Here is a 19,535-nt window from a genome sequence, read left to right as displayed (position 1 = left end):
GCTGTGCACACTAAACGATTAGTATCGATAAGCTAGGAAGTTACCCGCCCCTCTAAGTAAGGCTTCATATAGGTCGCACTTCATAAGCGCTAATAAACCTACACCACTTAAACTAAGAGTCAAAATAGCAAAAAAAAGCATTAAAATCAACAATATTGATTTTAATGCTTTTTGGTGCGAAAGGAGAGACTCAACCATCAAGCATTGACGCGGCTAACAAGCGTAATGGTAAGAAAAATAGTAAAAAATACATCCCATAAAAATGGTTATCAAAAATCAAAAATATAGAATTAAGTGAATGATTGTTGAAACTATTAATGCAATTAAACTTTGTGGCTGACTTTGTGGTTTAGGTTAAATTAAAATTTTTAAGATAAATAATAGCAAGCATATATTGAAAAATACAAAAATGCTTGCTATTGTATTAAATCGCAAGCATATCTAAAAAAGGAGCAAGCAATGACTGATAACAACTCTTCTAAGTCAAAAGGTGGAAAAGCGAGGGCTGAATCGCTTTCTGATATAGAAAAAAGTGAAATTGCTAAAAAGGGAGCTGATGCTAGGTGGGATAAAAACATTCCTAGCGTTCTATTAGGAGCAAAACTCACTCTCGGCGGAGTTGAGGTTGATTGCTATGTAACTGACGATGGAGAACGTTTAATAGCCGGTCGTGGCATGCAAGATATTCTAAAAATTGTTGATGAAGAAACGCCAAAGTCTCAGAAGCCCGGGTCAAGATTAACTAGGCTTTTAAACAACTCAAAACTTAACCCGATGATTTACAAAGATAAATCACCGGACCACTTCAGTCCAAAAAAACGTAGATTCAAAGGTAAGTTAATTTCTGGATTTAACGCAGAGATGCTTGTTGATATTTGTGAAGGTATGCTTGAAGCAAGAAGTGCCGGACTACTTAAAACTGCTAGACAGAGCATAATCGCTGCACAATGTGAACTAATAATGCGTGGTCTGGCAAAAACCGGTATTGTTGCTTTAATTGATGAAGCTACTGGGTATCAAAACTTAAGACCAGCTGATGGACTTAGAAATTATTTTGATCAAGTTCTCAAAAAAGACTTAGCCGTATGGTTCAAAAGATTCCCTGATGAGTTTTACGAAAATATATACAAGCTCAAAGATTGGGAGTGGCCTGGAATGACTAAAAATCGTTACAGCGTTGTAGGTACATATACAAACGATTTAGTTTGGGAACGTTTAATTCCCGGGCTTAAAGAAGAGCTAAACGCAAGAAATCCAAAAAATGAAAAAGGCTATAGAACCCATAAGCACCATCAATGGTTAAATGATGAAGTTGGTGATAAATTATTTTCAGCTCAAATGTTTACTATACTTGCATTACAAAGAGCGTGCTTGAACAAGACTGGGAACAAATGGAATCACTTTATTAGCATGATGGACGATATTTTGCCAAAAAAAGGAGCAACTATTCCACTTTTCCCAAACTACGACCCAACTAATAAATAAGGACAATAGTTAGAAAGTAGTAGGATTTACAGTTAGAATAGAGTAAGAAAAAGACAAAAGGTAAGAAAATAATTTCAATTAAATCAATTAGTTAATTATTTTTTATTAAATATGAATTCCCTAATAAATCTATTAAGCAATTGATTTATTAGGGAATTTTTTTTGATGGTGCGAAAGGAGAGACTCGAACTCTCACGCCTTACGGCGCTGGAACCTAAATCCAGTGCGTCTACCAATTCCGCCACTCTCGCAGGTAGTTTACGACTTAAAAATACTGCCGTTCAAACAAGGTCGCTATTGTAGCGAACTTATCTCATTCCGAAAAGAGATAATCACAAAAATATGATGTTTTATTTTTCGACTATCATTTTTAATGTTGAATAACTAGCAGAGCAGTCAATGATTGTGCGAAAATGTGCTTAGCACTATACTCATTCTATCAATAAAAGTTAATCAATATGCCAAATACAATCAATCAAAACGAAATCAATATGCTACGCACAGAGCTTGAGCTCTTAATGCGCGAGCGACAAGCTTTATTAAAGATTGCTGGCGTTGCTGCTGGGCTTATTGCTGAAATGGATAGCCATAACTTGCCTATTTCTACGGTTGAAGCGGCTGATATTCTCGCGACATCCATTAATAGTTTAAGTGAAGAAACGCTACAAGATGCATTGGATGCCGTACACGCTGAAATTGTAAGTTAGTTTAAAAGCCTCACTAACTCAATTAGCGCATGTCATTCATCTATAGCAAAGTTAGATTTCAATCTCTACATACAAGCCTATGGCTTGTATGCTTACCATTAGCATTATCTTCGTGTGGCTTTCTTGAATACATCGCCAAACCGATTGACCAGCAAGCTGTTATTCAAAAATTTGAGAATAAAACCCCTGACAGTGAACGATTCAAGCAATATTTAGCTTATAACAATTACCAACTTAACACTTTTCCTATTACGCATTGGGGTTTAGATGAACTCACTTATTGTTCACTTTTCTTCCACCCCAGTTTAGATGTTGCACGTGCGCAATGGCGCGCTGCTGAAGCTTCACAATCGAGTGCAGGTGCTAGACCATTGCCCAATATTAGCGGCAGTTATGGCAAAGGTGACAACGCGAATGAAGATATCAGCCCATATACTTATAACTTAAGTATCGACATTCCGATTGAAACAGCTAATAAACGCAATATTCGCATAGAAAATGCACAGCACTTATCTGAATCAGCCAAACTGGAAATCGCGCAAACTGCGTGGAACTTACGCACGCAAGTTGCCGCTACCTATTATGAGCTGCAACTTAACCAAGCCCAGCTCCGTGCGTTGTCAAAAGAATTAACCTATCGGCAAGAAATTGTTGACCTATATCAGAAACGGCAAGACTTAGGCCTTGCCTCTAAAATTGAATTAAGCTATTCAAAACTTTTACTCCAAGCAACCAACGCAGCGCTAAATGCGCAACAACAAAATAAAGGTGTTCTGACTGCAAAGCTAGCAAACAACTTAGGGTTACCTTTAAGTCAGGTGCAGCAAATGGCTTTTGCGGAAAGTCCCACTCCTGATGCCGTCATAGCTGCAGCGCAGCAAAGTTTAGCAACAGATGTTCAATCAAAAGCCTTATTGAATCGTTTAGATCTGCGAGTTGCACTGGAGCGTTACGCACAGGCTGAAAGCAGGCTAAAGCTAGAAATTGCAAAACAATATCCTAACATTACGATTAGCCCATCTTATACCTATGAATTTGGTAGTAAAGTGTGGTCATTAGGCTTATCTAGCCTGATGACTTTCATTAATAAGAACAAATTTGCAATTGCTGAGGCTAAGCAATTACGTGAAGTAGAGGCTGCCCAGTTCGAGTCTTTACAAAGCAGCGTCATTAACGAGGCACATACCGCACGCGCTAAATTGATGCAAACACAGCAGTCACTGACAGACAATCAAAGACTGTATGCACTCCAACAAGATAATACCAAACGCATGCAAAGCCTTTTTACTTCTGGTGAAATCGATAGATTAGAGTTAACCATAGCGAAGCTGGAAGAGCTGATGTCAGAAAAAAATCTAGTTCTGGCTAATTTCCAAATGCATACATCGATTAATAATCTCGAAAACACTTTACAACAACCACTCAAGAATCAGAGCATTAGACCAACCGCTTTTAATGCAGTAAGCACCGATTGATTGGCTCTGGTATTAAATTAGGCTGTGCGATGGAGACAAACTGAATGAATCGAAAACTTGCCATTATTATTGGCTTGCAAGCTTTTTTAATCGTCATGTTGTTTTGGCTATTGGTCTTTTATGGCAAAGATGAATTTGAAGCTATGTCAGAACAATCTGAAGAAGAAATTGAAACAATTAACCGTGTCGCGGATAAAGATGGTGCGACCATCATCAGCATTAGCCCTGCCGCACAAAAACAAAGTGATATTTTGACGTCACCGCTCAAGGCTAGTTCTCATCAAGCAAGCATCAGCACTTATGGTAACGTTGTGAGTATTGATAGCCTGATTGAATTGCGTAATCGTTATCTAGCAGTAAAATCAGAAATTGATGTTTTAAGGGCTACGTTCAACCACAACAAAAGTGAACTAGAGCGCTTTAAAACGTTGAATCAAGACAATAAGAATGTATCGGACAAAGTGGTTGCAGCAGCGGCAGCTAACACCAGGTCTGACGAAACAAAAATCGCAGCAGCAGAATCTAATGCCAAAAATATTGCCGACAGCATACGCCAACAGTGGGGAGATACACTAGCGCAACACGCAATCAACCCCAAAACCAGTGACTTATTGCAGGCGTTGATTTCAAACAAAAAAGTATTGATTCAAACAACGCTACCTTTTGATGCTGCTGAACCAAAATCAAATAGCAGTATTATGATTGCGCCTACAGCTGCACCATCGCACACAATGCGTGCAGACTATATTTCACCTGCACCCATCACCAACACGACCATTCAAGGGAAAACTTATTTTTACCACGCAGTAACTAGTGAGTTACGCGCGGGCATGCAAATTAATGCGACGACAGCCACATCTAGTAAAAAAAGTAACGGTGTGATTGTGCCTAACAATGCCATCATTTGGTACGCTGGCAAGCCTTGGGTTTATCAAAAAACTGGTGCTGATCAGTTTAGCCGCAAACCAATCCATACCGACATAGAAGTAGAGGATGGCTGGTTCTATCAAGGCCATCTAAAAGCCAATGACGAGGTTGTCATCAGCGGCGCTCAGTTACTGCTATCAGAAGAGTTCAAATCACAAATCATGAACGAAAACGATGATTAAATTGAAGTTTTAGCCTTAGTTCTAATAAAAACAATGCAGCCAATTAACAATGACGCTGAAAACAAGGGATTAGCAATGCGAACAATATGCTCAGCTCAGAGCCATCATCATTTATATTGCACCCCAACAACACGTGAGACTTTCTCATTATGATGCAAGCCTTAGTTCGCTTTTCAATCCGCTTTAGTGGGGTGATTATTGGTTTAGCCACGCTCATTATCGTCTATGGTATGTTTAGCCTTACGCGTAGCAATCTTGATGTATTTCCTGAGTTTGCACCAACACAAATTGTGATTCAAACAGAATCCCCAGGTTTGTCTGCCGAGCTAGTTGAGAATTTAGTCACGCAACCGATTGAAACCAGCGTGGCTGGCACTGTTGGCATTGAGAGCATGCGCTCGCAGTCCATCCCTGGCTTGTCGATTGTAACGATTATTTTTGATGAAGAAACTGATATCTACCGTAATCGCCAAGTGATTGCAGAGCGTATTTCAACCTTAACCAATAAACTACCGCAAGGCATCACGCCTAACATCACGCCGCTCACCTCATCAGCCAGTACAGTGCTTGGGTTTGGCCTCACATCAAAAACCCGCACCCTAACTGAAGTCCGCACCATGGTAGATTGGACAATTGTGCCACATTTACTAGCAATTCCGGGCGTAGCCGATGTGAATGTATTTGGTGGCAAGGTGAGGCAGCTACAGGTGCAGGTTGACCCAGAAAAAATGATTCGCTACGGCATCTCATTATTGCAAGTAGAAGAAGCTGTCAGGAAAGCGACTGGCGTTCGTGGCAGTGGCTATATCGAAAATAAGAACCAACGTATTATCATCAACACTGAAGGGCAATCGACGACTCCTCAAAAACTCGCACTGGTAACGTTGCTACATAAAAATGGACAAACCATTAGGCTTGGCGACATTGGCAAAGTTGTTGATGGTGCAGCACCATCTATTAGCGCCGCAGCGATTAATGAAGAAACTGGTGTATATCTCTCGGTACAAGGCCAACTTGGCGCCAATACGCACGGTGTTACACGTGATATTGAACGCGCGCTAAAGGAACTCGAGCCTAATTTAATCGCGGAACAAATCACGCTACACAACGGCTTGTTCAGACCGGCTAACTTTATTGAAGTGGCCGTAGATGGTGTGCGTACTGATATTTTAATTGGCTCGGTATTAGTCATTACCATACTCTTTTTATTTTTATTTAACGTACGCACTGCTTTTATCTCAGCCACAGCAATTCCATTGTCGCTGTTAACCGCCATTGTTGTGATGAGCTACTTTAATATCGGTTTAAATATTATGGTCTTGGGTGGCTTAGCCATTGCACTTGGTGAAGTGGTGGATGACGCAATTATCGACACTGAAAACATTTTTAGACGCTTACGTGAAAATCGCCTACTTGATCAACCCTTAGCGACCTATCAAGTGGTATTTAATGCATCAATGGAAGTGCGTAACTCTGTCGTGTATGCAACGTTCATTGTGGCATTGGTGTTCTTACCATTACTCACATTAGGCGGAGTAGCCGGAAAACTGTTCGCGCCTTTGGGCGTGGCTTACATTGCCGCAATCATGGCATCCCTTTTTGTAGCCCTCACACTCACGCCAGCTTTATGTTACATGATGCTAGGTAGTGCTACGCTAGATGATAAAGATCCACCGTTGATTCATGCTATCAAGAAAGTATATGTAAAAGCACTGGTAAAAATTGATAGGCACTACAAAGTAATTATCGTCAGTAGCTTCGTTTTAATCGCAATTGGTCTAGGCACCCTGCCCTTGTTTAAGAGTCAGTTCATACCCGCATTACATGAAGGGCATTACATCATGCATATGACCGCCGTGCCTGGTACATCCGAACAGGAGTCATTGCGTATCGGTAAAAAAGTATCTGCCATCATTCGTAAGATTGATGGCGTAAAGTCAGTGACCCAATGGGTGGGACGCGCACCGAATGGTGCAGATACTTTTGGCACCCACTATAGCGAATTTGAAATTGAAATTGGCGCTATTTCAGGGCAGGAGCAGAGACGTATCCTGACTGAAATTAGAGAGGAACTTTCTGGTGAAGAGGCCGACCGTGATGGAGATGGTATTGCAGAAACAGGATTTGTCGGTGTCAATTTTGCCATTAATACTTTTTTAACCGAACGTATTGAGGAAACAATTTCTGGCTATGCTGCCTCTACAGTGGTGAATGTTTACGGACAAAATCTGGACACACTAGATAGCGATGCTAACAACATTGCAAAGATTCTAAATGATATTGAAGGTGCCCAAGATGTTGCAGTGCAATCGCCGCCAGGTACGCCGCAGCTGGTTGTGCGCTTGCGCCCAGAAAAAATGGCACAACTTGGCTTATATCCTACCGATGTTTTAGACAATATTCGTGCAGCTTATGAAGGTGTACCTATTACACAAGTGTATGAGGGTAATCGGGTGATTGGTGTTAGCGTTGTGTTAGATTTAGAAGCAAGAGATGACGTGCAAGAAGCGGGTAATCTCCCGCTATTTAATGCCGAAGGGAAGTTATTTAGATTACGGGATGTTGCAGATATTGTGCAGGAAAACGGCCGCTCAAAAATACTTCACGCTGGCGCTAAACGTATTCAAACGGTCACTGCAAATGTAGTCGGACGCGATATTGACACATTTACCAAAGAACTTAAAACCCGGCTGAATTCAGAGCTAACGTTATCACAGGGGACTTACTTAGAGTTCACTGGCGCGGCAGAAGCTAATTCAAAATCTAGAGAAAAACTGATTTTACAATCCGCATTAGCTGGGGTTAGTGTATTTTTAATGCTGTATATCGCGTTTGGGCGCTTACGAAACTTACTCCTCACCTTTGTCAATTTACCTTTCGCACTGATTGGCGGTGTGCTAGCTGTCATGTTCACAGGCGGATGGATCTCACTGGGTTCACTGGTCGGCTTTGTTACGTTATTTGGCATTACTTTACGCAACTCGATTATGATGGTGTCACACTTCCAGCATTTAGTTGATAAAGAAAATTGTGTGTGGGGCTTAGAAACCTGCATCCGCGGTGCTTCAGAACGCTTACCCTCTATTCTCATGACCGCATTAGTGACCGCTCTTGGCCTTTTACCATTAGCCGTTGGCAGTGGCCAGCCAGGACGAGAAATCGAAGGGCCAATGGCGACCATTATTGTCGGTGGATTGGTCACATCCACGATACTCAACTTACTTATACTACCAACAATAATGCTGCATTTTGGAAAGTTTGAACGCAGTAAGCAGGTCTAAAACTACGTATCTTCATATTTAATATATTTAAACCTAGCATCCTCGTTTGGTGTACCGGTCAAAGCCCCGCCCTCTTTGGCTGGTTGCCACGCAATGACAGCCTCAATTTTCTTAGCCAACTCAAAGTCTTTTTCGGTAATACCTTTCGCATCATGCGTGCATAACTTCACAATCACAAACGCATAAGAAACCGTTAAATCTGGGTGATGCCATGCAGCCTCTGCCAAATGTCCAACAGTATTCACAACCATTAATGTAGCCTTCCAGCCACTGGTTTTATATTTACGCCGTATCCAGCCATTTTCTAAGTACCAATGTGGTAGCTCTGCGGATAACTTGGCCTCAATTTCTTGTTCAGAAAATACTGGGAGAGAAGACATCATGAATCTTTCTTTTAATTGACTAACTTAATGATGAATAAGTAATACATTTTCTGTAGCAACGCTCTGGTCATCCATACGACGCTTGCTCAAGATTGGCTCAACAGCATCATAATTTGCTTTATGCACTACATAAGTCTGGAAGTGTTGTGCTAGGCAATAATCCCCAAATGCTTCATCCACTAAAGTATCATTTACTAAGGTTTGTAATAATACCGATGTTGAATTTGCATAGGCACTCAACGGCTTAGACTTCACCAGCAACAAGCGCTCTGCACCAATTTTTTTTGCTAACCATGCACTTAAGCTATCAGAAGTCACTTGCCAGTTTTTAGAAATGACGTCATCGGCTAGCACCATTTTACTCGGCAGCCATACAATCGCCCTATGCTGCCAACCGCGTTCGGCAAGCTCTAACTCGCTGCTAGCAGTAACTAATCGGCTATTGATTCCGGTCAGCAGTAATCCAAACTGATCCATGGCAAGCAAAGCTAGGTGATGTGCAACGGTATCGTCAACACCCGTACGTTGCTGTGCTTCACGCACCGCATCAGCAAACACACTACCGCCAGGCACAATAATCACTTTACCATCGCTGATTTTAACCAGCATGTCTAACCAACGCGGTAGCTCAGGCGAGCCTAACAAACTACCCCCTAATTTAACCACCCACATATACGACCCCTTGATTTTAAGCGAGGGCTTACTGTTAATCGGCCTTGTGACTAAAGCACGCCACCACTTTCAACATACTGGAGGCTTTATCCCAAGTTTCCACATATTCCCTCTCTACATCTGAATCTGCAACAATCCCGCCGCCAGCATAAAAACTAATTTCACCATCACCCTCTTTGTTTGCCACATAAACCGCCGTGCGTATGGCAATATTAGTATCCATATTGCCATCAAAACCTATATAACCAATCGCGCCGCAATATACACCACGCCGATGTGGTTCCAGCTCCTCAATAATCTGCATGGACCGCAACTTTGGTGCCCCAGTGATCGATCCGCCAGGAAAACACCCTCGCAATAAATCGATTGCCGTTTTATGTACCTGCAACTCACCCGTGACGATACTCACCAAATGATGCACATTCGCAAAACTCTGCAACTGAAAAAGGTTGTTTGCCTTGACCGAGCCGGTGACACAATTTTTACTAATGTCATTTCGTAGCAAATCGACAATCATGAGATTTTCAGCTCTATCTTTGATGCTCTCTTGTAGCTCTTTTGCATATTGTGCGTCTTGTTCAGCATCTTCTGCGCGCGGCCTAGTGCCCTTAATAGGTCGTGTCTCCACATGTCCATCTGCTACTTGTAAAAATCGCTCAGGAGAGCCAGAAACCACCTGCATATCGCCAAAATTCATATATGCCATGAAAGGTGCAGGGCTTACTTCTCTTAACTTTTGATAAAAACGCCATGCATCTCCACGAGCAGAGGCTGAAAATCGCTGTGCAAGATTCACTTGATAACAATCCCCCTCATGGATATAGGTCTGGATTGCATTAAAAGCGGTGGCGTAGGCTCTTTTATCCATATTTGAATGAACAGCAGAGGTCACTTCAAATTGGGCTGGTTGCACAGCATCCACTTCATCTACCTTATCAAATAAGGCACACAACGACACCCACTCTTCATGCGTTTTATTATCAAAACCGTTTGAAACCAAATGCGCGGACTTATTGCGATGATCCACTACGATAGCCCAGTCATAAATACCAATCTGCATATCGGGGACTAAACCGTCATTTGCGGCAATACTTTCCAATTTTTCTAACCGTCTAGCTAAGTCATACCCAAAATAGCCAACCGCACCGCCTGTAAATGGCCACGCTGACTTAGTTGCCCGTAACGGTGTTAAAGCCTCGTTGATTAACTTGAATGGATCTTCCGTTGATATGTACTTTTCATTATGCTTCACCACTTCAGTATGCTCAGCACGAGTAGAGAATGTCATGAATGGTTTAGCAACCAAAATATCATAATGCCCATATTGGCTACCTGCCTTACCCGTCAAAGGGTCTAGCAACTGGCCACTATCTAAGAACATCGCCCAAGGCATATGTGCGATGCGTGCAAAATATTGCGCACTATCCGTTCGATACTGCAACTGATGCTCTAAAAAACTCATTTAGACAGCCCTAGCGAAGCGACTGCAAATGCTGGGAAACAAACCTTTGCCATATTCTTAATCAATATACTTTCTGCAGAAATAAAATCACTCACTGAGCGATATTGGATACCTAATTGCTGTGCAAGAGACACTGTTAAAAACTCACCGGCACCAGCACCAATCAATTGCAGGTCAGCGTTACTCTCTTGTTCAGATGACAGTTTTGTTAACACAGCCTGCCGTACAAGGTTAAGCTGCGCATGTTTAAACGCATCAGCCAGTTTCACCCATGCGCTCAAGGGTGCCTCTTGTGCATCCCATCCTATCATTCTTGCTATGCGGCGTGCACTGGATGCAACATTCTTATCAGCACCATCTGCGGTATCTGCCATATTGTCACTTGGCGTTAAATCGCCTGTTAATGTGTAAACATCTGCTGTGGTAGCAAAATGTTCAGCGGCAATATTCACCAATTGCCCAGAGAATGGAATTTTTTGGGCTAAAGCCATTAAAGGCGTACGTACTACCCCAGTATAAACCAACTCATCAAACTGCATGCGTGTCGCATCCGTGACACCTTGCACCTGTGGCTTACCATCACACACTAACGCGATATCGGTCGTCGTACTGCCAATATCGATAAAAATCGCCTGCGGTACTTTTTTTGCTAAAAAATGGACACTCGCCAACCAGTTCATCGAGGCAATATCGCCCGTCACTTGTTCTACTGCATCTATGCCAACAAACCCTTTATCACCAGCAAAGAACTCAATGACGACATCACGTTTACCCATACTAAGTTTACGCTGCATTGTCTGCGAAATTTCCAACACACCATTGCGGCGGTCTGGGAATATATCAGCAAGCTCACCGGTCATCGTCACCGCGTGTGATTCAGCATGCATCTCTACCAAAATACTATCTATTGCAGACTCCAGCTCATTGATGCCTCTCCACAATGGGCAATAGACCTGCTTTGCATCCAACACGTGCCCATGGTCATTAATTAACACGGCTTTAAGATGCGCGCCACCTACATCCCAACCCATCATACGTTTTTGACTCATAGTTTAATTGCAACCTGCTTTTTAGCTAAATTCGGCATAGAGAACTTATCATTTAACACACAATCCAAAATCAACTTAGCAGGATTATAATCCAAGGCCTGCTCCAACCCTACATAGCTTGTAGTCAAGCGTGGGTTAATTTCGATTACATAAATTTTATTGGCATTTTCTGTGTCCACAATCACATCCACACCAATATAACCTAATGCATCTGGCAACATCTTGGCAATTTTCCTCGCTATCGTTTCGAAGCGCTGCCAGTAGGCTGACATGCCATTAATCGTAATCCCTGTTAATTTAAAATGGCTACCATCATGCTCGATATGTTGCTGATTACAGCTGAGCAACCAAGCCTTACCATTGCGACACAACATAGAGAAACTAGCAGTTACTCCTGCTTGATATGGCTGAGCTAGATAGGAGAGGTATCGCTCATCCTGCGCAATCCAACCCTTTAAGTCATCTAATGAATCAAATAACCGAATCCCTTCACAACCAGCGCCATCTTCTGGCTTCGCGACCCATTGCTTGATATCTTGTGCGCCTAGGACTTGATATTCCTCTTGCATGAGGTCTTCACCTGCATACACAGGCAAGGTGTGAATATTCGCTTGTTGTAATGCTTCGCAGCACAACGTTTTACTGGTACCAATTAAGGTGGAATCAAAACCGCAACCCAAGAACAGCGCACCTTTTTCATGGCTCGCATAACACAACTCACTTAACTCAAGCAAAACGCCATTGGTTTCTGGGGCAATTAGCCACACCAACTCCACTGTCCCCAGTGTTTCAGTAAATACATGATTAAATTGCCCAGCACTTACTTCAACGCTGTGACTTGCTAATGGAGATGGTGTAAGCCTAGCATCATGTAATGTCACAATTTCAAATTGACTCATGTCAGCTAAATGGTGCAACAAAGCATCCCGCATGAGCGAGCCTTCATTCACCAATGACTCAGGCAGCACTTCTGCACTTAAACCTCCGCCTGTAATAAACTCACAGACTAATATTTTTTTTAATGACTCGATGATCAAAATTCCTTTTTAATTACATAGTTTGGCAAGCTTCCTGCGTCAGCAGACGATAGTCCAGCAACAACGCTACGCATTAGACTCAAGCCAAGGCACACAGAAGCTGAGATAATATAGCCTAGTCACACGCACTTGGAGCCATTGAAAGTGTAGGCTAACATTCAAGTTAAACAAAGTGACTAGTGATAAAAATGCTGAAAAAACATACTAACCATTACTTTTCTTGAGAAATTGATGCAGATAATTCCAGTAATTGATTTATTGAACGGCATAGTGGTTCACGCAAAGAAAGGTGATCGTCAACACTACCAAGCAATTGCCTCGCAACTGACGTCATCGAGCAAGCCTTTGGATATTATCAGTGCGCTACTGATACTCCACCCTTTCGAGCAACTATATATCGCAGATTTGAATGCGATACAAAAACTAAGCAACCCTAATGCAGCCGCGCAAACTAACAATTTTAACGTCATTGAATCAATTGCTAGTCACTTCCCCAACCTAACCATTTGGCTGGATGCTGGTATCAGCAACATGACTGAGTTTACATTATGGTCAACACTGAATATAAAGCTCATACTAGGTAGCGAAAATTTTTCAAGTATTAATCAATATATAACTTCATATCCTGCAAGCAATACCCAACACATTCTATCGCTTGATTTTATGCCGCATGGCTACCAAGGACCATTAACGCTGTTGAATGACACGACATACTGGCCACAGGACGTGATTATCATGTCACTAGCGCATGTAGGTGCAAATCAAGGTACAAATGTACAGTTACTGACCGAAATAAAACAGAAAGCCGGTGCTTTCAACGTATATGCAGCTGGCGGAGTGCGTGGAGTAGAAGATTTACATACGCTAAAATCTATAGGTATTCATGGTGCACTGATTGCCACTGCCTTACACGATAAGCAGTTATCACACGAACAATTATCATCACTTCAACAATAAAAAAGCCCGACTAGTCGGGCTTTTTAACAACTAAACTTTTTAACAGCTAAACAAAGTACAGCTTGCGACTATTCCAAGTTAGCATGGATAGCGCGCATACCCTCTTCAGTCAAACCTTTTGCAAAAATCAAATCAGCAATCGCTGCTTCTAAGAAAATAAGCGTTGAAAGTTCGAATTGTGAGCCCATTGGCATACCATTCGTTAATGGGAAGCTGCTGTCATTACCGATTTGAATTGTTAAATCAGCTGCATCAGCCATTGGTGAAGCTTTCTTCATAGAAATCACCACTAATTTAGCGCCTACTGATTTTGCTTTTTTAACAAATGGCAATAAAGTTTCTGTACCACCAGAACCTGAAACCAAGATCAGCAAATCACCTGCTTTAATCGCTGGTGTTACTACTTCACCGATCATGCTTACATTGTAACCAGCGTGCACTAAGCGCATAGCAAAGAAACGTGATACAAGTAAAGAGCGGCCAGCACCACCGATAAATGTACGGCCAGCACCTTCAACAAACTTTAAAAGCTCAGCTGATTTAGAATTGTCTGTTTCAGCCAAGATACTGGTTAACTTGTCTAAAATTAATTTTTGACTACTACTCATGATATTTCCTTATCGAATCAATGATTTTAGTGAACACATAAAATATCAAAAAAAATCCCGACCCATTACTGAGTCAGGATTTTTTAATCGTTCATTTCAATAAAAAACTTATTGAAAAGAGCTTAAATTAAGCGTGAACGATAGCTGTGATTTCAGCAGCAGCAGCAGCAGGATCAGCAGCGCCGTAGATTGCAGCACCAGCAACGATGATTGTTGCGCCAGCGTCTTTAACTTGTTTAGCTGTAGCAGCTTTAACGCCACCAGCAACTGAGATTTCAACGCCTAGGTTCAAAGCAGCAACCAATGCTAAGTCAGCAAATGGAGTTTGACCAGCAGCTTGTTGGTCTAGACCAGTGTGCACGCCAATGATGTGTGCGCCAGCAGCAGCAGCAGCTTTAGTAACAGCAGCTTTGTCAGCAACGTTGATCAAGTCGATTTGTGCTTTTTTGCCGTATTTGTTAGCAGCATCAATTACACCTTTGATTGTACCCATATCAGAAATACCTAATACAGTAACGATATCAGCACCAGCTTTGTAGAATGGCTCAGCTTCGTAGAAACCAGCGTCAGCTGTTTTCAAGTCAACTAAGATTTTGTTGTTTGGGAATTTAGCACGTAATGTTTCAAGCAATTTGATACCGTTGTGCTTGATGCATGGTGTACCGATTTCAAGGATGTCCACGTGTGGAGCAACTGTTGTTGCTAATGCAACTGTTGCGTCGAAATCTAATGAATCTAATGCCATTTGTGTTAATGCCATGGTGTTTCTCCGTTTAATAATTTTAAGAATTACATTTTATTGCTATTTTGCGAAACTCGTTCCACATCATACTTAACCAACATTCGCAATTTACTACGAGATAGTCAACTAAGATTGACTGTGTTTCGACTTTCACTAGTTCGAATTTAAGTGCCTAAATTTGGCCTTATAAAAAACTGGACACTTATGGTAAATGCCCAGCTTAATTATGTCAATTCTAAAGCGACATGATTACGATTTAATTACAAAATTAATACCAAAGTATTAAAGTTTTTCGCTTAATGCTGCTTCAAGTTTGTTTTGGTCAACAACGAAACCACGGATACCTTCAGCAAGTTTTTCTGTTGCCATAGGATCTTGGTTCAATTCAAAACGGAACTCAGCTTCTGTCATTTTTGCTGGTGGTGTTTTAGTCGCGCCAGTATCTTTCAACACTTGAGTCAATGTACCTTCAGTAGCTGCTAGGTCCTGCAACAAGTTTGGTGAAACTGTCAAACGATCGCAACCAGCCAAAGCAATTAGCTCGCCAGTGTTACGGAATGAAGCACCCATTACCACTGTTTTGTAGCCATGCTCTTTGTAGTATTGATAGATAGCACGTACTGAAACCACACCTGGATCTGTTTCTTGTGTGTATTCTGTTGTTGGGTTTTTAGCTTTGTACCAGTCTAAGATACGGCCAACGAATGGTGAGATCAAGAATACACCAGCTTCAGCACAAGCACGCGCTTGGCCAAAACCGAATAACAATGTTAAGTTACATTGGATGCCTTCTTTTTCTAAGATTTCGCCAGCTTTAATGCCTTCCCATGTTGATGCTAATTTGATCAACACGCGATCTTTGCTGATGCCTGCATCTTCGTAAAGTTTGATCAATTTACGGCCTTTAGCCACCATTGCATCTAAATTGAAAGACAAACGTGCATCCACTTCTGTTGAAATACGACCTGGTACTTCTTTAGTGATTTCTGTACCAATCAATACAGCTAATTTGTCAGCTGCATTGTCAATTTGCTCAGCCTTAGTGCCGCCTTGTGCTTTTGCGTATGCAATAGCAGCTTCAATTAAAGGTGCGTATTGTGGCAATTGGCTTGCTTTTAACACTAATGATGGATTTGTTGTTGCATCAACAGGTTTAACTGCCTTGATCGCTTCAACATCACCAGTATCTGCCACGATAGTGGTCATAGTTTTTAATTGGTCTAATAAAGTAGCCATTACATGCCTCCGTAAAATTATCTGAATACAACAGTCTTATACAAAATCAAGTGCAAGATTATATCTTAAAAGTGATGATGTTAAAAATTATATGGTGTCATTAAATGGCGATACATGATGCTTTCTTCGATCATCCTCAACAGGGCTATTACTTTTACGGCGCTCAAGTGGTAACGAAACAATAAATGTTGCTCCACGCCCCTCTTCACTGTGAACAGAAACGCTGCCACGATGTTTCTTGACTGTCACGTTCACAAAATATAAGCCTAAACCGCTTCCCTCTTGTGCCTGATGCTCACCTTCTGCTCGGCTGAATCGTTTAAATACTTTTGTGATTCTTTTTGCTGGTATTCCAAGACCTTGATCAATCACCTTCAGCACAACAAAATGCTCGTCGCTTTTCAGAATCACGTTAATAACACTTCGTTCTGGTGAGTATTTAACTGCATTCAACAAAATATTAGAAACTGCTCTCAGGAGCAATCCAAAGTCGCCTCGCACCCATACACACTCTTCTGGAAAGTCTGTATGTAACTTAAGTTGCTTGGCCATGGATATTTCATACACATCATCAAGCGCTTGTTGCGTAAGACTAACCATATCCAGCTCATGAAACCTGTTCACATTGGCCATCTCAGCACGTGACGCCTGTAAAAAACCTTCAGCCATATTATGTGCGCGCGTTAGCATTTTACTCATGCGTTCGGAATATTTATTACTTTCAAACTTATCCAGCAACATCATTGCAGCACCAAGAGGGGCACGTATATCATGTGAAATAAACGCTAACGTATCATTCCTGCTTTTGTGCAAGTTACGTAAGTGTTGTGCTGTCAGATTCACCTTCAGGATTCTTGATTGCAAAGTATCTATATTGTCCCCATCTACACTATCTTCAGTCACCATACCTAAGGCTGATAACTCATCACGCAATCTTTGCAACTCTCTATCTAAAGATAGCTGAGCAGAGTCTAGCTTACGCCAACTCCAGACTGGATAGGCCAACAATATCGCAATCAGCGCACCAGACGCAGGAACCCAAACACCCCACCAGTGCACAATAGAGAGTGAAATCAAAATGACGACAAAGAAGTAGATCACAATCATTAACATAGACTTCAATGCTGTCAGCCTAGATAGCCATAATAGCGGCGGCATTGCTAATAACGCACAGAGCAAACTGACTATCCAACATGGCGCATCCACCACCAATGAAGAGCTTTGCATGGCAGCGATCGCATTCGCATGAAACTCTATGCCCGACATTGGTTGTGAGGTCGCGGCAACAGGTGTAGGTAATGCATCGCCTAACCCCAAGGCTGTTACACCAACAAGTACTATTTTGTCTTTAAAAAAACCCGATGAATATTTATTTGCCAGCACATCCACATAGGAAATTTGATTAAAGTGTCTTGGCGGCCCATAAAAACTAATTTTACGTTGTGAAGATGAAACCAAACGTTGCGTCACATGCCCCGCTTCATTCAACATAATCGGCTCCGTCAACTGAAAAATAGGAGGAATAATATTCATATGAGCCGGTAGCAAATTGGCTACCTGTAATACTGTTTGTGAAAAATGAGGTAGTCCAACCGCAGACAAACCATCTTCTGACAGCCCTTCCCATAAGTAAAGGCTACGAGCAACACCATCAGCATCTAACGGCACATTTAGGCGGCCCAAGCCAGCAGCTTCTGAGGCCAACATAGGAATGGGTAAACTTTGTTTGATAGCGGCGCCTACATACGGCACTTCAAGAAAAATAGGCAAGACTACATTGCCGGCACGCCTAATCGCATCAGCAAAGACATAGTCCACCTCTACTGCATCACGCTCAGGTTCAGAAAAGGCAACATCAAACCCTATCGCCTTTGGCTTTTCATTGATTAAGTGATTAATGAGCTCGGTATGAAATCTTTTAGACCAAGGCCAACTACCAATCGCCTCTATACTCGCTTCATCGATTGCAATAATCACGATATCGTCTGGCGCACTTTTGAAACTTAAATGCCGACCTAAATCATAATACAAATTATCAAACCGAACTAAAACCTCACTTAACGCTAATACACAAGCCAACAAGGCAAGTACGACTGCTGTAAATAACTTATCATTCATTTGCATCAATAACTTACAAACCTATACCAGCAATATGAACAGCTTGCTCTGATTGTAAACTTTCACTCAGTTTTTGATGATAATGCAAAGATGGAAAACCAAGAGCTAGAGTACTAAGCAACCAGTGTTGACTGCCCATGTTAAAAGAGCAATTTTTAATGACTGTATATCTGCAGATGGATTGTATGAGGCGATTAGCGAAAGTAATACTGCTAACACTCAAAAACGAAGCAATCATCGAACATGATGAAATTATTTTTATAACGATCATGCAAGTTAACTTTTCAACCTAAATCAGTAATGAACAAAATACCATGAATAGGCACAAGATTACTGATTCTTAACTATGCAAGCATGTTAAGTTTTGTAAACTATTACCGCCATCAGTTACAACTTACTAGCGATTGCGCTCGAGCCTATAGCCCTGCTGATAAATTGACGTCAACTTCCAGCCATATTCTGGCGTAAGCTTTAATTTTGAGCGTAAATGACTAATATGCACATCCACCTTACGAGTCTCTACTTCTGAACTAGCGCCCCACACCACATTCATTAAATGTACTCTTGATAATAAGGCGCCCTCATTTTTCAAGAAATACAGCGCTAAATCAAACTCCTTGTCGGTCAGCTTAACTTCCTCGCCTGCCAGCGTAGTAATTCTTAGTTTTGTATCAAACTTTACACTACCAAACTCATAGCTAGCCTCATCGACAGACTGATTGGAGGTGCGCCTGAGCAATGCATTGATTCGCGCCATTAACAAAGGTCGACTGGCTGGTTTGACGACATAATCATCAGCACCGGCCTCTATCACGCGAACAATATCCTGCTCTTCGGACCTACCGGTAAAAAATATAATGGGAGGAAGCTTATTAGCTCTAAGCTTAATACTGACCATGACATCCGGGCCCTCCATATCTGGCAATGCCCAGTCAAATACACATAAATCATATTGCTCATGCGGAAACTGACGTAAGAAGTCTATCCCTGTTTTAAAATGATCCACCTCAAAACCAGCTTCCTGCAGCCACTCAATCAATATTTCGGCAAAAGCCAGATCATCTTCCAACAGCGCAATTTTCATTTTTATTTTTATTCCAAATTGTTGACGTTCACTGCCTAGATACTCTTAATATCTGAAGCACTTATCTACTTAAACACGCACATTTTGAACTCATTACAATCAATAGCCAAAACTAGAGCGAGACACCACA

16 protein-coding genes and 1 tRNA gene are annotated in these 19,535 nt (G+C 41.7%); 6 read left to right on the top strand and 11 right to left on the bottom strand.

Annotated elements, in window-relative coordinates:
* Positions 1 to 459: 459 nt before the first annotated feature.
* A complete protein-coding gene (locus FG24_RS09150; RefSeq protein WP_051901499.1) occupies positions 460 to 1,485 on the top strand; it encodes a P63C domain-containing protein in 1,026 nt (341 codons plus the stop codon).
* A 166-nt stretch (positions 1,486 to 1,651) separates the two neighbouring features.
* Here the strand turns inward: FG24_RS09150 and FG24_RS09145 are convergent.
* A tRNA-Leu gene (locus FG24_RS09145) sits at positions 1,652 to 1,736 on the bottom strand.
* Between the two features lie 207 nt (positions 1,737 to 1,943).
* Between FG24_RS09145 and FG24_RS09140 the strand changes: the two genes are divergently transcribed.
* From FG24_RS09140 to FG24_RS09125, 4 genes are all read left to right on the top strand, one after another.
* Positions 1,944 to 2,192: a hypothetical protein gene (locus tag FG24_RS09140; RefSeq protein ID WP_019898180.1), complete on the top strand. Its 249-nt coding sequence runs from the start codon at positions 1,944 to 1,946 to the stop codon at positions 2,190 to 2,192.
* Positions 2,193 to 2,221: 29 nt separating this feature from the next.
* Positions 2,222 to 3,667, top strand: a complete 1,446-nt coding sequence (locus tag FG24_RS09135; protein ID WP_036302756.1) for a TolC family protein — start codon at positions 2,222 to 2,224, stop codon at positions 3,665 to 3,667.
* 44 nt (positions 3,668 to 3,711) lie between these two features.
* Positions 3,712 to 4,776, top strand: a complete 1,065-nt coding sequence (locus FG24_RS09130) for an efflux RND transporter periplasmic adaptor subunit (protein ID WP_036302754.1) — start codon at positions 3,712 to 3,714, stop codon at positions 4,774 to 4,776.
* Positions 4,777 to 4,925: 149 nt separating this feature from the next.
* Positions 4,926 to 8,057: an efflux RND transporter permease subunit gene (locus FG24_RS09125; protein WP_036302753.1), complete on the top strand. Its 3,132-nt coding sequence runs from the start codon at positions 4,926 to 4,928 to the stop codon at positions 8,055 to 8,057.
* Between the two features lie 2 nt (positions 8,058 to 8,059).
* Here FG24_RS09125 and FG24_RS09120 read toward each other — a convergent pair whose 3' ends face one another.
* From FG24_RS09120 to FG24_RS09100, 5 genes are read right to left on the bottom strand one after another with little or no spacing between them, the layout of a single operon-like run.
* On the bottom strand, positions 8,060 to 8,440 hold the full coding sequence (locus FG24_RS09120; RefSeq protein WP_036302751.1) for a 4a-hydroxytetrahydrobiopterin dehydratase: 381 nt from the start codon (positions 8,438 to 8,440) through the stop codon (positions 8,060 to 8,062).
* A gap of 24 nt (positions 8,441 to 8,464) precedes the next feature.
* Positions 8,465 to 9,112, bottom strand: a complete 648-nt coding sequence (locus FG24_RS09115; protein ID WP_036302749.1) for a uridylate kinase — start codon at positions 9,110 to 9,112, stop codon at positions 8,465 to 8,467.
* Between the two features lie 34 nt (positions 9,113 to 9,146).
* On the bottom strand, positions 9,147 to 10,574 hold the full coding sequence (pabB, locus tag FG24_RS09110; RefSeq protein ID WP_036302747.1) for an aminodeoxychorismate synthase component I: 1,428 nt from the start codon (positions 10,572 to 10,574) through the stop codon (positions 9,147 to 9,149).
* On the bottom strand, positions 10,571 to 11,623 hold the full coding sequence (locus FG24_RS09105; RefSeq protein WP_036302745.1) for a hydantoinase/oxoprolinase family protein: 1,053 nt from the start codon (positions 11,621 to 11,623) through the stop codon (positions 10,571 to 10,573). The genes pabB and FG24_RS09105 overlap by 4 nt, the downstream gene beginning before the upstream one ends.
* Complete coding sequence (locus FG24_RS09100) at positions 11,620 to 12,660, bottom strand: ATP-grasp domain-containing protein (protein ID WP_036302743.1); 1,041 nt, start codon at positions 12,658 to 12,660, stop codon at positions 11,620 to 11,622. The genes FG24_RS09105 and FG24_RS09100 overlap by 4 nt, the downstream gene beginning before the upstream one ends.
* A 231-nt stretch (positions 12,661 to 12,891) precedes the next feature.
* On the opposite strand from FG24_RS09100, the gene FG24_RS09095 reads away from it, so the two are divergent.
* The gene (locus FG24_RS09095; protein WP_036302742.1) at positions 12,892 to 13,617 is read left to right on the top strand and encodes a HisA/HisF-related TIM barrel protein; all 726 of its coding nucleotides are present in this window, start codon (positions 12,892 to 12,894) and stop codon (positions 13,615 to 13,617) included.
* A 68-nt stretch (positions 13,618 to 13,685) separates the two neighbouring features.
* On the opposite strand, the gene hxlB is transcribed toward FG24_RS09095, so the two are convergent.
* The 5 genes from hxlB to FG24_RS09070 all read right to left on the bottom strand — a co-directional run bounded on the left by hxlB (position 13,686) and on the right by FG24_RS09070 (position 19,405).
* The gene (gene hxlB / locus FG24_RS09090; protein WP_036302740.1) at positions 13,686 to 14,225 is read right to left on the bottom strand and encodes a 6-phospho-3-hexuloisomerase; all 540 of its coding nucleotides are present in this window, start codon (positions 14,223 to 14,225) and stop codon (positions 13,686 to 13,688) included.
* 127 nt (positions 14,226 to 14,352) lie between these two features.
* On the bottom strand, positions 14,353 to 14,985 hold the full coding sequence (gene hxlA, locus FG24_RS09085; protein ID WP_036302738.1) for a 3-hexulose-6-phosphate synthase: 633 nt from the start codon (positions 14,983 to 14,985) through the stop codon (positions 14,353 to 14,355).
* Positions 14,986 to 15,249: 264 nt separating this feature from the next.
* Entirely contained in the window at positions 15,250 to 16,203 is a 954-nt protein-coding gene (gene tal / locus FG24_RS09080; RefSeq protein WP_019898161.1) for a transaldolase, read from the bottom strand.
* Positions 16,204 to 16,290: 87 nt separating this feature from the next.
* Positions 16,291 to 18,327 (bottom strand): CHASE2 domain-containing protein, encoded by a 2,037-nt coding sequence (locus tag FG24_RS09075; RefSeq protein WP_036302735.1) that lies wholly within the window; start codon positions 18,325 to 18,327, stop codon positions 16,291 to 16,293.
* A gap of 391 nt (positions 18,328 to 18,718) precedes the next feature.
* A complete protein-coding gene (locus FG24_RS09070; protein ID WP_036302733.1) occupies positions 18,719 to 19,405 on the bottom strand; it encodes a response regulator transcription factor in 687 nt (228 codons plus the stop codon).
* Positions 19,406 to 19,535: the final 130 nt, after the last annotated feature.

The sequence above is a fragment of the Methylotenera sp. L2L1 genome, assembly GCF_000744605.1.
Classification (GTDB): domain Bacteria; phylum Pseudomonadota; class Gammaproteobacteria; order Burkholderiales; family Methylophilaceae; genus Methylotenera.
The sequence above is the reverse complement of the archived record's forward strand: the minus strand, read 5'-3'. Positions and strand labels throughout refer to the sequence as shown.